Genomic DNA, 14661 nt, shown 5'->3' with positions numbered 1-14661 from the left:
GGCCCGGTACAATCCGGGCCTTGTTGTTTTCATGACATAACGCAGGATCACTATGCCGGCTTCATTCGTTCACCTACGCCTGCACACTGAATACTCCCTGGTCGACGGTCTGGTGCGGATCAAACCGCTGGTCAAGACCCTGGTCGGCATGAACATGCCTGCCGTAGCGGTCACCGATCAGAACAACATGTGTTCCCTGGTCAAATTCTATAAAGCCTCGATGGGCGCAGGCATCAAGCCGATCTGCGGCGCCGACTTGTGGCTGTCGAACAAGGACCCGGACAACGCCCTGAGCCGGATCAGCCTGCTGGCGATGAACGCTGTCGGCTATCGCAACCTGACCGAACTGATTTCCCGCGGTTTCATCGACGGCCAGCGCAATGGCTCGATCATTATCGAGCGTGAGTGGGTGGCCGAGGCCAGCGAAGGCTTGATCATGCTGTCGGCGGCGAAGGAAGGCGAAATCGGCCTGGCCATGCTCAGCGGCAATCCGGCGGAAGCGGAAAAACTGGCACGCGAATGGATGGCGGTGTTCCCGGATCGTTTCTACCTGGAAATCCAGCGCACCAACCGCCCTAACGATGAAGAACAACTGCACGGTGCCGTGGCCCTGGCCGAGAAAATCGGCGCGCCACTGGTAGCGACCAACGACGTGCGCTTCATCAAGCAGGAAGACTTCGCCGCTCACGAAACCCGCGTCTGCATCGGTGAGGGCCGTGCCCTCGACGATCCGCGGCGTTCGAAGAACTACAGCGATCAGCAATACCTCAAAAGCGCCGAGGAAATGGCCGAGCTGTTCAGCGACATTCCCGAGGCGCTGGAAAACACCGTCGAGATCGCCAAGCGCTGCAACATCGAAGTGAAGCTGGGCACGCACTTCCTGCCCAACTTCCCGATTCCCGATGGCATGACCATCGACGAGTATTTCCGCAAGGTGTCCTTCGATGGCCTGGAAGAACGGCTGACCGTTCTGCTGCCCAAGGACACCACCGAAGACTATGAAGCCAAGCGCCAGGTCTACGTCGACCGGTTGAATTTCGAGCTGGATATCATCATCCAGATGGGCTTCCCCGGTTACTTCCTGATCGTGATGGACTTTATCCAGTGGGCCAAGAGCAACGGCGTACCGGTAGGTCCTGGCCGTGGATCGGGTGCCGGGTCGCTGGTGGCCTATGTGCAGAAAATCACCGACCTCGACCCGCTGGAATATGACCTGCTGTTTGAGCGGTTCCTCAACCCGGAACGGGTCTCCATGCCCGACTTCGACGTTGACTTCTGCATGGACGGTCGTGACCGCGTGATCGACTACGTGGCCGAGAAATACGGGCGCAACGCGGTAAGCCAGATCATCACTTTCGGTTCCATGGCGGCGAAGGCTGTGGTCCGTGACGTGGCGCGGGTCCAAGGCAAGTCCTACGGCCTGGCGGATCGTCTGTCGAAGATGATTCCGTTCGAAGTCGGCATGACCCTGGAAAAAGCCTACGAACAGGAAGAAATCCTGCGTGACTTCATCAAGGTCGATGAAGAAGCCGCGGAAATCTGGGAAATGGCGCGCAAGCTTGAAGGCGTCGTGCGTAACGTCGGTAAACACGCCGGTGGTGTGGTTATCGCGCCGACCAAGCTGACCGACTTCTCGCCGATCTATTGCGACGAGGCCGGTGACGGCCTGGTAACCCAGTTCGACAAGGATGACGTTGAAGCCGCCGGCCTGGTGAAGTTCGACTTCCTCGGTCTGCGGACCCTGACGGTCATCGACTGGGCGCTGAAAACCATCAACCGCGACCGCGCCAAGGTCAACGAACCGCCGCTGGACATCGCGTTCATCCCGCTGGACGACAAGCCGACCTACACGCTGCTGCAAAAAGCGGAAACCACCGCGGTGTTCCAGCTCGAGTCGCGCGGCATGAAAGAGCTGATCAAAAAGCTCAAGCCCGACTGCCTGGAAGACTTGATCGCACTGGTGGCCCTGTTCCGTCCGGGCCCTTTGCAATCCGGCATGGTTGACGACTTTATCAACCGTAAGCACGGCCGCGCCGAACTTGCGTACCCGCACTCGGATTACCAGTACGAAGGCCTGAAACCGGTACTGGCACCGACTTACGGCATCATCCTGTATCAGGAACAGGTGATGCAGATCGCCCAGGTCATGGCCGGTTACACCCTCGGCGGTGCGGACATGCTGCGGCGGGCCATGGGTAAGAAAAAGCCCGAAGAAATGGCCAAGCAGCGCGGCGGTTTCATTGAAGGTTGCAAGACCAACAATATCGAAGCCGACCTGGCCGGTAACATTTTCGACCTGGTAGAGAAATTCGCCGGTTACGGCTTCAACAAATCCCACTCCGCCGCCTACGGGCTGGTGTCGTACCAGACCGCGTGGCTGAAAACGCACTACCCGGCGCCGTTCATGGCCGCGGTACTGTCGGCGGATATGCACAACACCGACAAGGTCGTGACCTTGATCGAAGAAATTCGCACCATGAAGCTGCGTCTCGACGCGCCGGATGTGAATACTTCGGAGTTCAAGTTCACGGTGAACGACGAAGGCCGCATCATTTACGGCCTCGGCGCGATCAAGGGTGTGGGCGAAGGCCCGGTGGAGGCGATTACTGAGGCGCGTCAGGACGGTCCGTTCAAGGATCTGTTCGATTTCTGCGCCCGTGTTGACCTCAAGCGCATCAACAAGCGCACCCTCGACGGTTTGATCCGCAGCGGTGCACTGGATCGTCTGGGCCCGTATTTCCATGACGAACCTAAAGCCTATCAAGCGAGCATCGACCAGAACCGCGCAGTGCTGCTGAATGCAATGGAAGGGGCGATCAAGGCCGCCGAACAAACCGCTCGCACCCACGACAGTGGCCACGCCGATCTGTTTGGCGGGCTGTTCGTCGAGGCAGACGCCGACGTCTACGCCAATCACCGCAAGGCGAAAGAGCTGACCCTGAAGGAGCGGTTGAAAGGGGAGAAAGACACCCTGGGCCTGTACCTGACCGGTCACCCGATCGACGAATACGAAGGTGAAATCCGCCGTTTTGCCCGTCAGCGAATTATCGACCTGAAGCCGGCTCGCGATACACAGACCGTCGCGGGCATGATCATCGCCCTGCGTGTGATGAAGAACAAAAAGGGCGACAAGATGGGGTTCATCACCCTTGACGATCGCTCTGGGCGCATCGAAGCTTCGTTGTTCGCCGACGCGTTCCATTCGGCGCAGTCGCTGTTGCAGACTGATGCGATGGTTGTTGTCGAAGGCGAAGTCAGCAACGACGATTTCTCCGGCGGTTTGCGCCTGCGGGTCAAGCGGGTGATGAGCATGGAAGATGCGCGCACCAACCTGGCCGAAAGTCTGCGCTTGAAGCTGCAGACCAAGGATTTGAAAGGCGATCAGCTACGCTGGCTGGGTGAGCTGTTCAAGCGTCACCGAGGTGCGTGCCCGATCACCATGGAGTACACGAGCCCCGATGCGAAGGCCTTGCTGCAGTTCGGCGAGACCTGGCGAATCGACCCGGCGGATGCGTTGATTCAAGCCTTGCGTGACCAGTTCGGGCGAGACAACGTCTTCCTCCAATACCGTTGACGGTCAGGTAGCAACTGAACGCCCTGATCTCGACCTGAATTTTTAATCTCGACCTGAACGCGCCTCTCCCTTAAGGTAGGGCGCGAATAGACAACCGGCCGGCCCAAGCTCTCTTGGACGTCGACCCAAGACGGACGCCTATGAACCCGAATTTTCTAGATTTCGAACAGCCGATCGCCGACCTGCAAGCCAAGATCGAAGAGTTGCGCTTGGTCGGTAACGACAATTCGCTGAATATCGGCGATGAGATCTCCCGCCTGCAGGACAAAAGCAGCACGCTGACCGAAGACATCTTCGGCAAGCTGACCAGCTGGCAGATCGCGCGTCTGGCGCGTCACCCGAAACGTCCATACACCCTGGACTACATCGAACACATCTTCACCGAGTTCGACGAACTGCACGGCGACCGTCACTTCTCTGACGACGCTGCCATCGTTGGCGGCGTGGCCCGTCTGGATGACCAGCCGGTGATGATCATCGGTCACCAGAAAGGCCGCGAAGTGCGCGAGAAGGTTCGCCGCAACTTCGGCATGCCGCGTCCGGAAGGCTACCGCAAGGCGTGCCGCCTGATGGAAATGGCCGAGCGCTTCAAAATGCCGATCCTGACCTTCATCGACACGCCGGGTGCTTACCCGGGCATCGACGCTGAAGAGCGCAACCAGAGCGAAGCGATTGCCTGGAACCTGCGTGTCATGGCTCGCCTGAAAACCCCGATCATCGCCACCGTCATCGGTGAAGGTGGTTCCGGTGGTGCACTGGCAATCGGCGTGTGCGATCAGTTGAACATGCTGCAGTACTCGACCTACGCGGTGATCTCGCCGGAAGGTTGTGCGTCGATTCTGTGGAAAACCGCCGAAAAAGCGCCGGATGCCGCTGAAGCCATGGGCATCACCGCCGAGCGCCTGAAAGGCCTGGGCATCGTTGACAAAGTGATCGGCGAACCTCTGGGCGGCGCTCATCGCGACCCGGTGGCGGCCGCTGCATCGATCCGTGCCGAGCTGACCTCGCAACTGGCGATGCTGAAGAAGTTCGATAACGAAGCGCTGCTCAAGCGCCGTTACGAGCGACTGATGAGCTACGGTCTCTGAGATTGACGCAGTACTAATGTAGGAGCCGGCTTGCTGGCGATGGCGGCCTTGAGGCTGGCGGTGTATGACCGATCCCATCGCCGGCAAGCCGGCTCCTACATTTGGTCCTCGCAGTTTTGAAGTAGTGATTCTGTACCGGATTGCGGCGGCATTTTGAGATGAAACCTTTCAAGCCGGACCTCCCCGCTAATCTGCTGAAAACCCTGGCTCCGTGGCGCAACGCCACAACCTGGCACATCGCCTTCTCCGGTGGACTCGACTCCACGGTCCTTTTGCACCTTCTCGCCCATCTCGCCAAAACCGAACACCTCCCTGAGCTGAAAGCTATCCACATTCATCACGGCCTCCAGTCTGCGGCCGATGCGTGGCCGGAGCATTGCCAGTCAGTCTGTGATGCGCTGGGAATACCTCTACAGGTCGTTCACGTCCAGGTTCAGCCCGGCGCCAGCCTTGAGCGTGCAGCCCGTGACGCGCGTTATGGTGCGTTCATCGAGGCTACTCAAGCCAATGAAGTGCTGCTGACCGCCCAGCATCGTGATGATCAGGCGGAAACCCTGTTGTTCCGATTGCTGCGTGGGGCAGGGGTGAGAGGGTTGTCAGGGATGCCACGTCAACGTGTGTTGGGCAAAGGGCATCTGGTGCGACCCTTGCTCGATGTCACGCGAGCAGAGTTGGAGGGGTACGCGAACCAGTGCTCATTGAGCTGGATCGAGGATCCTTCCAATCAGGATCGACGTTTCTCGCGTAATTACTTGCGCAATCAGGTGTTCCCGGTGCTGACCGAACGCTGGCCTCAAGCGATGGCGACTATGGCTCGCAGCGCCGCGCATCTGAGCGAAGCGCAGGAATTGCTCGATGAGTTGGCGCAAATCGATCTGGCCCAGGCCAGCTCCATCAGTGAATTCGATTGGCTGGGTGTGCCGTCACTTGAGCTTTCTACGCTTGTCAGCCTGTCCGCCGCTCGCCAGCGAAATGCAGTGAGTCACTGGCTCTCGGCATTGACCCGTTTACCGGATAGCGACCATTGGTCGGGTTGGGAAGATTTTCGTGATGCTGCCGCGGATGCCTCTCCGGTCTGGCGCTTGGCCGATGGGGAATTGCATCGGGCGAACGGGCGGATCTGGTGGTTGTCGGGCTGCTGGCTGCGAACGCCGCCGCCCGCGCCTGATTGGCCTTATCCCTCGCGATCACTGGCGTTGCCAGATAACGGCGTGCTCTCGCTCACCGGTCAAACCCCCGATGGCCCGCTGCATATCCGCTATCGTGAAGGGGGTGAGGTCATGAGTCTGCCCGAGCGCGGCCATCGTGATCTGAAGCGTTTGCTCAACGAACGCGGCGTCCCGGGCTTCGTCCGTGGCAGATTGCCGTTGCTCTATCAGGGCGAGCAATTGTTGGCGGTGGCGAGGCTGCAAGGTTTGAATGGCAGTGAGCAGGACGGCTGGAATTTGCATTGGCAGCCACCGAACGAAGATCAAGGTTTGAGCTGAAAGGGGCTTTCCGGTAGACTACGCTCCCTTCTTGATACAACTTCTGTGGATTCGCCTGAATTGCAGGAGTTGCCGATTACCAAGCAGTCTTTGCTGGGCGATTCCAAAAAATGTGTAGCGAGCAACGCACCGGTGTTTCATCTTCCGGTCTGTCCCAACGCGGCGGTTTTTTTGAAAGGTGCACTGTGATTAATGCAGGTGATCGGGGGCTTCGGCCTTCCTTCGCTTTCCCCGGCGGCTCGGACCGCTTTAACGCAGACTTCTAGGGTTTTTCATGACGCGCTACATATTCGTCACGGGCGGTGTTGTTTCTTCATTGGGGAAAGGCATTGCATCGGCTTCATTGGCGGCCATCCTGGAGGCGCGGGGACTTAAGGTCACCATGCTGAAGCTGGATCCGTACATCAACGTCGATCCGGGCACCATGAGCCCGTTCCAGCACGGTGAAGTGTTCGTCACCCACGACGGCGCCGAGACCGACCTGGACCTGGGTCACTACGAGCGGTTCATCCGCACGACCATGACCCAGAACAACAACTTCACCACCGGCCGTGTCTACGAACACGTCCTGCGCAAAGAGCGCCGTGGTGATTACCTGGGCGCGACCATCCAGGTGATCCCGCACATCACCGACGAAATCAAGCGCCGGATCATCAAGGGCGCCGGCGATGCCGACGTGGCCATGGTCGAGATCGGTGGCACCGTGGGTGACATCGAATCCCAACCGTTCCTCGAAGCCATCCGCCAGCTGCGTTTCGAAGTCGGCGCCAAGCGCGCGATGCTGATGCACCTGACACTGGTGCCGTACATCGCCACTGCCGGCGAAACCAAAACCAAGCCAACCCAGCACTCGGTCAAGGAGCTGCGCTCCATCGGCCTGCAACCTGACGTGCTGGTGTGCCGCTCCGATCACCCGATCGACATCTCCTCGCGTCGCAAGATCGCGCAATTCACCAACGTTGAAGAACGTGCGGTAATCGCGCTGGAAGACGCCGACACCATCTACAAGATCCCGGGCATCCTGCATTCGCAAGGCCTGGATGATTTTGTGGTCGAGCGTTTCGGCCTGCAATGCGGCGGCGCCGATCTGTCCGAATGGGAAGCCGTGGTTGACGCCAAGCTCAATCCTGAGCACGAAGTCACCATCGCCATGGTCGGCAAGTACATGGAATTGCTGGACGCCTACAAGTCGCTGATCGAAGCGATGAGTCACGCCGGCATCAGCAACCGCACCAAGGTCAACCTGCGCTACATCGATTCCGAAGACATCGAAAACCAGGGCACCGCGCTGCTGGAAGGCGTCGACGCGATCCTGGTTCCAGGCGGCTTCGGTCTGCGCGGCGTGGAAGGCAAGATCACCGCCGTCCAGTACGCTCGCGAAAACAAGGTTCCGTACCTCGGCATCTGCCTGGGCATGCAAGTGGCGGTCATCGAGTTCGCTCGTAACGTCATGGGCTGGAAAGACGCCAACTCCACCGAGTTCGATCGTGCAAGCGGTCACCCGGTCGTGGGTCTGATCACCGAGTGGGAAGACGCCACCGGCGCCGTCGAAACCCGTACCGAAACCTCCGATCTGGGCGGCACCATGCGTCTCGGCGCACAGGATTGCCTGCTGGAGCCGGGTTCCCTGGTCCACGGCTGCTACGGCAAGGACGTGATCGTCGAGCGTCACCGTCACCGCTACGAAGTGAACAACAACCTGCTGCCGAAAATCATGGAAGCCGGCCTGAAAATCTCCGGTCGCTCCGGTGATGGCGCGCTGGTTGAAGTGGTCGAAGCCCCGGATCATCCATGGTTCGTCGCTTGCCAGTTCCACCCTGAGTTCACCTCGACGCCACGCGACGGTCACCCGTTGTTCAGCGGCTTCGTCAAAGCAGCTTTGGCTCAACACCAGAAGAAGGCTTGAACCTTATGGCGCAGAAGATCATCCGCGTAGGCGATATCGAGATTGCCAACGACAAGCCAATGGTGCTTTTCGGTGGCATGAACGTGCTGGAAAGCCGCGACATGGCGATGCAGGTCTGCGAAGAGTACGTGAAGGTTACCGAGAAACTCGGTATCCCTTACGTGTTCAAGGCCAGCTTCGACAAGGCCAACCGTTCCTCCGTGACCTCTTACCGTGGCCCCGGCCTGGAAGAGGGCATGCGGATTTTCCAGGACATCAAGCAAGCCTTCGGCGTGCCGATCATCACCGACGTCCACGAGCCTGAACAGGCTGCGGTCGTCGCTGAAGTCTGCGACATCATCCAGCTGCCGGCCTTCCTGTCGCGCCAGACCGACCTCGTGGTCGCGATGGCCAAGACCGGTGCGGTGATCAACATCAAGAAAGCCCAGTTCCTCGCACCTCAGGAAATGAAACACATCCTGAACAAGTGCGTGGAAGCGGGTAACGATCAGTTGATCCTCTGCGAGCGTGGTTCTAGCTTCGGCTACAACAACCTGGTGGTCGACATGCTCGGCTTCGGCATCATGAAGCAGTTCGAGTACCCGGTGTTCTTCGACGTGACCCACGCGCTGCAAATGCCTGGCGGTCGTGCCGATTCCGCCGGCGGTCGTCGCGCCCAGGTCCTCGATCTGGCGAAAGCCGGGATCAGCCAGTCACTGGCCGGTCTGTTCCTCGAAGCACACCCGGACCCGGACAACGCCAAATGCGACGGCCCTTGCGCCTTGCGTCTGGACAAACTGGAGCCATTCCTGGCCCAGCTCAAAGCTTTGGACGAACTGGTGAAGAGTTTTCCGACGGTAGAAACCGCGTAATCCTCATTTCTCCGGTAAAGTACCGCACGATTTGTTGCTCAGGCCCTCGGGCCTGAGCCTTATCGTCCGCAAGTCTGCCCGTTGCACATCACTTGCCGGCGATAAAAGATTTCCTTCAGCTGCGTCGTTTTCGTCAACTTTGGAGTGTTTACAACAATGGCAAAAATCGTCGACATCAAAGGTCGTGAAGTTCTCGACTCCCGTGGCAACCCCACCGTGGAAGCGGACGTGCTTCTCGATAACGGCATCATCGGCAGCGCTTGCGCGCCGTCCGGTGCTTCCACTGGCTCGCGTGAAGCGCTCGAGCTGCGTGATGGCGACAAGAGCCGTTACTTGGGCAAAGGCGTTCTGAAAGCCGTCGCCAACATCAACGGTCCGATCCGCGACCTGTTGAAAGGTACAGATCCGAGCGACCAGAAAGCGCTGGATCACGCGATGATCAAGCTGGACGGTACTGAAAACAAAGGCTCCCTGGGCGCCAACGCGATCCTCGCCGTTTCCCTGGCCGCGGCCAAGGCAGCAGCTCAGGACCAGGACCTGCCGCTGTACGCACACATCGCCAACCTGAACGGTACCCCGGGTGTTTACTCGATGCCGGTTCCGATGATGAACATCATCAACGGTGGCGAGCACGCCGATAACAACGTCGACATCCAGGAATTCATGGTTCAGCCGGTTGGCGCCAAGTCTTTCTCGGAAGGTCTGCGCATGGGCACCGAGATTTTCCATCACCTCAAAGCTGTGTTGAAGGCCCGTGGCCTGAGCACTGCCGTCGGTGACGAAGGTGGTTTCGCACCGAACCTGGCTTCCAACGAAGACGCTTTGAAAGTGATCTCCGAAGCCGTGGCCAACGCTGGTTACAAGCTGGGCACCGACGTGACCCTGGCACTGGACTGCGCGGCCAGCGAGTTCTACGAAGACGGCAAGTACAACCTGTCCGGCGAAGGCCAGGTGTTCACCGCTGAAGGTTTCGCCGATTACCTGAAAGGCCTGACCGAGCGTTACCCGATCATCTCCATCGAAGATGGCCTGGACGAGTCCGATTGGGCTGGCTGGAAAATCCTCACCGACAAGATCGGCGAGAAAACCCAGCTGGTAGGCGACGACCTGTTCGTGACCAACACCAAGATCCTGAAAGAAGGCATCGATAAAAAGATCGCCAACTCGATCCTGATCAAGTTCAACCAGATCGGCACCCTGACCGAAACCCTGGAAGCCATCCAGATGGCCAAGGCCGCTGGTTACACCGCCGTGATCTCGCACCGCTCCGGTGAAACCGAAGATTCGACCATTGCCGACCTGGCTGTGGGCACTTCGGCTGGCCAGATCAAGACCGGCTCCCTGTGCCGTTCCGATCGCGTTTCCAAGTACAACCAACTGCTGCGTATCGAAGAGCAGTTGAACGGCAAAGCCAAGTACAACGGCCGCAGCGAGTTCCGCGGTTAAGCTGTAGAAGGTAAAAAGACACCGGATTGTGTCGGAAAAATCGCGACAGCGACGTTTTTGCCACTAATCTGATGCCTTAAGAGCACAAGCCTGGATTTTCCAGGCTTCGTGCTATCAGAAGCTTCAAAGTTTTGGCATGGCTGTCTTTTTTCACTGGATACCTGATATTCGATGCGCAGTCCCAATTGGTTGTTCCTCGTCTTGCTCTTGTTGCTGGCTGGCCTGCAATACCGCCTGTGGGTGGGTAATGGCAGTCTGGCGCAAGTGGCCGAGCTGACTCAGCAGATCGCGGATCAACATGCTGAGAACGAAGGCCTGCTGGAACGCAATCGGGTCATGGACGCCGAAGTCAGTGAATTGAAAAAAGGCATGGAGACCGTTGAAGAACGAGCTCGCCATGAGTTGGGCATGGTCAAGGACGGTGAAACCCTTTACCAGTTGGCTCAATGAATTCCTCGTTACCGGCCTTCTGGGCCGTTATCCCTGCCGCGGGCATCGGTGCCCGTATGGCCGCAGACCGTCCCAAGCAATACTTGCACCTGGGCGGGCGCACTATTCTTGAACACAGCCTTGGCTGTTTCCTTGACCATCCTTCCCTGAAGGGACTGGTGGTCAGTCTGGCTGTTGATGATCCTTATTGGCCCAATCTGGCATGCGCCGGCGATTCGCGTATTCAACGCGTTGACGGTGGTGCCGAGCGTTCCGGGTCGGTGCTCAATGCCTTGCTACACTTGCATGCGTTGGGTGCGGACGATGAGGATTGGGTGTTGGTCCACGATGCTGCGCGACCGAATCTGAGCCGCGATGATCTGGACAAGTTGCTGGTTGAACTGGCTGACGATCCGGTCGGCGGGCTGCTGGCGGTTCCGGCACGCGATACCCTGAAGCGGGTCGACAAGCACGGTCGTGTCCTAGAAACCGTGGATCGCAGAGTGATCTGGCAGGCGTATACGCCGCAGATGTTTCGACTTGGCGCGTTGCATCGGGCGTTGGCGGACAGTCTGGTGGCGGATGCTGTTATCACTGATGAAGCGTCGGCGATGGAGTGGGCTGGTTCATCGCCACGCCTTATCGAAGGGCGTTCCGACAATCTCAAGGTCACACGTCCCGAAGATCTTGAATGGTTGAGACAACGCTGGGCCAATCGCCGCTAGAGTGCTTTCATCATTCTGAAACCGCGTCGCGTCCTTCGCGAGCAAGCCCGCTCCCACATTCGGTCGCATTCTTTTTCTGAAGGAACTCGGTGAACTGTGGGAGCGGGCTTGCCCGCGAAAGCGGTAGTCCAGACAGCAAATCCGGCAATGATTTACATCAGCTTCGGTACTCCGGTCTTTGTGCCAACCCTTCCTTCAAATAATCCACCAACTTGCGCACCTTCGGCGACAGATGCCGCTGCTGTGGATAAAGCGCCCAAACGGCAGTGTTCGGCGGCTGATGAGCCTCCAGCAGCGAAATCAAATCCCCGCTTTTCAGATGCTCCAGCACGTAGTAATCCGGCAACTGACAGAGCCCGACGCCCTGTAACGCCGCATCCAGCACCGCTTGCCCACTGTTGCAACGCCAGTTTCCCTGCACCCGCTGGGAAAATTCCCGCCCGTTCTGTTCCAGTTGCCACAGGTCCGAACTACCGATGAGGCAGTTGTGGCGGCTCAATTCCGACAAGCTATGTGGGCGACCATACCGTTCCAGGTAGGACGGCGACGCACACAAATACATGCGTCGCGGTGCCAGTCGCGTCGCCACCAGTCGCGAGTCCTGAAGGCGGCCGAGGCGGATCGCCAGGTCCAGGCCTTCATGCACCAGGTCGAGTTGCCGGTTGCTCAGTTCGATATCAATCCGCAGTTGCGGATAGAGCCCCATGAATCGCGTCACCAGCGGCACGATAAAGCGCTCGCCGTAGGCCACCGCGCAGGTCATGCGCAACATGCCTTTGGGCTCGCTGGTCAGGTCGCCGACGGCTCTGAGCGCTTCTTCACGACCGTCCTGCAACCGTTGGCAATGCTGCAAAAACGTTTGCCCGGCTTCGGTCAGCGTGACTCGTCGGGTGCTGCGGTACAGCAGGCGCGTCTGAAGGCGCTCTTCGAGGCGTACTATTTGGCGACTGATGTGGGAGGAAGACACCCCAAGACGCTCCGCCGCCGCCGTAAACTGGCTGCACTCGGCCACGGCGACGAACTCGTCGATACCTTCCCAGCGTTTTTCGGACATTAACGATTATCCCTGTGTAGCAATAATGTTTTGCTTTTGTCCGGATTATTCACCGTAAGGCGCTGTATTACACTCACTGTCTCGTTTTATTCACTGGAGAACCAACATGATCAAGTCGCGCGCCGCCGTTGCCTTCGAGGCCAAGAAACCCCTCGAGATCGTTGAAGTCGATGTCGCCCTGCCCAAGGCCGGTGAAGTTCTGTTGCGTGTGGTTGCCTCCGGTGTCTGTCATACCGATGCCTACACCCTGTCGGGCGCTGACCCGGAAGGTATCTTCCCGTCGATCCTCGGCCACGAAGGTGGCGCGGTTGTTGAGGCGATTGGCGAGGGCGTGACCTCGGTCGCTGTCGGCGATCATGTGATCCCGCTGTACACCCCGGAATGCCGTCAGTGCAAATTCTGCCTGTCGGGCAAGACCAACCTGTGCCAGGCGATTCGTGCGACCCAGGGCAAAGGCCTGATGCCAGATGGCACCACGCGTTTTTCCTACAAGGGCCAGCCGATTTTCCACTACATGGGCACCTCGACGTTCTCCGAATACACCGTGCTGCCGGAAATCTCCGTCGCCAAGATTCCTAAAGAAGCGCCACTGGAAAAAGTCTGCCTGCTGGGCTGCGGCGTCACCACCGGCATTGGCGCGGTACTCAACACAGCCAAGGTGAAACCGGGTGATACCGTGGCGATTTTCGGTCTTGGCGGTATTGGTCTGTCGGCGGTCATTGGCGCGGTAAAAGCCAAGGCTGCGCGCATCATCGCCATCGACATCAACCCGGCCAAATTCGAAATCGCCAAACAGTTGGGTGCAACCGACTGCGTGAACCCGAAAGACTTCGACCGTCCGATCCAGGAAGTCATCGTCGACATGACCGATGGCGGCGTCGACTTTTCCTTCGAATGCATCGGCAATGTCCAATTGATGCGCGCCGCACTTGAGTGCTGCCACAAAGGCTGGGGCGAGTCGGTGATCATCGGCGTCGCCGGTGCCGGTCAGGAAATCGCTACCCGCCCATTCCAGTTGGTCACCGGTCGCGTCTGGCGCGGTTCGGCGTTCGGCGGTGTGCGCGGTCGTACCGAGTTGCCGAGCTATGTCGAAATGGCCGAGACCGGCGAAATCCCGCTGGATACGTTTATCACCCACACCATGGGCCTGGAAGATATCAACAAGGCTTTCGACCTGATGCATGAAGGAAAAAGCATCCGTTCCGTCATTCATTTCTGAGGTCGGTCATGAGCCTGGAAAATATCTCCTGCCAGAAAAGCTTCGGCGGCTGGCACAAACGCTACCGGCACCGCTCCGACGTGCTCGGTTGCGACATGGTGTTTGCCGTGTACCTGCCGCCGCAAGCGGAGCAGGGCGGCAAACTGCCGGTGCTGTACTGGTTGTCCGGCCTGACCTGCACCGACGAAAACTTCATGCAAAAGGCCGGCGCCATGCGCATGGCCGCCGAGCTTGGGTTGATCATCGTTGCCCCGGACACCAGCCCGCGCGGTCCCGATGTGCCGGGTGATCCGGACGGTGCCTGGGACTTCGGCCTCGGCGCCGGGTTTTATCTGAATGCCACGCAGGAACCCTGGTCGCGGCACTATCGGATGCATGACTATGTCGTGCAGGAATTGCCGGCATTGGTCGAAGCCCATTTCCCTGCTTCGGACAAGCGCGGTATCAGCGGCCACTCCATGGGCGGTCACGGCGCGCTGGTCTGTGCGTTGCGCAATCCGGGGCGCTATCAGTCGGTGTCGGCGTTCTCGCCGATCAACAATCCGATGGATTGCCCGTGGGGTCAGAAAGCCTTTTCCCGCTACCTGGGCGAAGACCGTTCGAAGTGGCGCGAGTGGGATGCCTGTGCGCTGATTGCCGAGGCTGACGAGAAGCTGCCGCTGTTGGTCGACCAAGGTGATCGAGATGATTTTCTCGCCACCCAGCTCAAGCCTGAAGCCTTGCAACAGGCGGCCAAACTGGCCGGTCATCCGCTGACGTTGCGCTTGCAACCGGGCTACGACCACAGCTATTTCTTCATCGCCAGCTTCATCGATGAACACTTGCAGCATCATGGACGTGCTCTAAGCGCCTAATGACTGACAAAGCAGGTAGAATCACGCC

11 protein-coding genes are annotated in these 14661 nt (G+C 58.9%); 10 read left to right on the top strand and 1 reads right to left on the bottom strand.

The genetic code is table 11. From position 1 onward, the window contains the following. The first annotated feature begins 52 nt into the window (after window positions 1-52). The 8 genes from dnaE (at window position 53) to ispD (ending at window position 11506) form a co-directional block, all read left to right on the top strand. Window positions 53-3574 (top strand): DNA polymerase III subunit alpha, encoded by a 3522-nt coding sequence (gene dnaE, locus KGB25_RS14655; protein WP_008028986.1) that lies wholly within the window; start codon window positions 53-55, stop codon window positions 3572-3574. A 140-nt stretch (window positions 3575-3714) separates the two neighbouring features. After that, window positions 3715-4662, top strand: coding sequence for an acetyl-CoA carboxylase carboxyltransferase subunit alpha (locus KGB25_RS14650; protein ID WP_008028987.1), 948 nt, complete (start codon window positions 3715-3717; stop codon window positions 4660-4662). Between the two features lie 158 nt (window positions 4663-4820). Next, window positions 4821-6149: a tRNA lysidine(34) synthetase TilS gene (gene tilS / locus KGB25_RS14645; protein ID WP_223435459.1), complete on the top strand. Its 1329-nt coding sequence runs from the start codon at window positions 4821-4823 to the stop codon at window positions 6147-6149. A 274-nt stretch (window positions 6150-6423) separates the two neighbouring features. After that, a complete protein-coding gene (locus tag KGB25_RS14640) occupies window positions 6424-8055 on the top strand; it encodes a CTP synthase (RefSeq protein WP_008028989.1) in 1632 nt (543 codons plus the stop codon). 5 nt (window positions 8056-8060) lie between these two features. Next, on the top strand, window positions 8061-8906 hold the full coding sequence (gene kdsA / locus KGB25_RS14635; RefSeq protein ID WP_008028990.1) for a 3-deoxy-8-phosphooctulonate synthase: 846 nt from the start codon (window positions 8061-8063) through the stop codon (window positions 8904-8906). Between the two features lie 156 nt (window positions 8907-9062). Next, entirely contained in the window at window positions 9063-10352 is a 1290-nt protein-coding gene (eno, locus tag KGB25_RS14630) for a phosphopyruvate hydratase (protein WP_008039408.1), read from the top strand. A 171-nt stretch (window positions 10353-10523) separates the two neighbouring features. Next, entirely contained in the window at window positions 10524-10802 is a 279-nt protein-coding gene (gene ftsB, locus KGB25_RS14625; RefSeq protein ID WP_008028992.1) for a cell division protein FtsB, read from the top strand. Further along, window positions 10799-11506: a 2-C-methyl-D-erythritol 4-phosphate cytidylyltransferase gene (gene ispD / locus KGB25_RS14620; RefSeq protein ID WP_223435456.1), complete on the top strand. Its 708-nt coding sequence runs from the start codon at window positions 10799-10801 to the stop codon at window positions 11504-11506. Before ftsB ends, ispD begins: the two co-directional genes overlap by 4 nt. A 157-nt stretch (window positions 11507-11663) precedes the next feature. On the opposite strand, the gene KGB25_RS14615 is transcribed toward ispD, so the two are convergent. Then, on the bottom strand, window positions 11664-12560 hold the full coding sequence (locus KGB25_RS14615; protein ID WP_223435453.1) for a LysR substrate-binding domain-containing protein: 897 nt from the start codon (window positions 12558-12560) through the stop codon (window positions 11664-11666). A 106-nt stretch (window positions 12561-12666) separates the two neighbouring features. Between KGB25_RS14615 and KGB25_RS14610 the strand changes: the two genes are divergently transcribed. Together KGB25_RS14610 and fghA are read left to right on the top strand one after the other, a co-directional pair. After that, the gene (locus tag KGB25_RS14610) at window positions 12667-13779 is read left to right on the top strand and encodes an S-(hydroxymethyl)glutathione dehydrogenase/class III alcohol dehydrogenase (RefSeq protein WP_008029001.1); all 1113 of its coding nucleotides are present in this window, start codon (window positions 12667-12669) and stop codon (window positions 13777-13779) included. 8 nt (window positions 13780-13787) lie between these two features. After that, window positions 13788-14633 (top strand): S-formylglutathione hydrolase, encoded by an 846-nt coding sequence (fghA, locus tag KGB25_RS14605; RefSeq protein ID WP_008029003.1) that lies wholly within the window; start codon window positions 13788-13790, stop codon window positions 14631-14633. Window positions 14634-14661: the final 28 nt, after the last annotated feature.

Source organism: Pseudomonas sp. BF-RE-21 (assembly GCF_019947305.1).
In the GTDB taxonomy this organism is placed as follows: domain Bacteria; phylum Pseudomonadota; class Gammaproteobacteria; order Pseudomonadales; family Pseudomonadaceae; genus Aquipseudomonas; species Aquipseudomonas migulae.
Note: the sequence above shows the minus strand (reverse complement) of the source record. Positions and strands in the feature narration are given on the sequence as shown.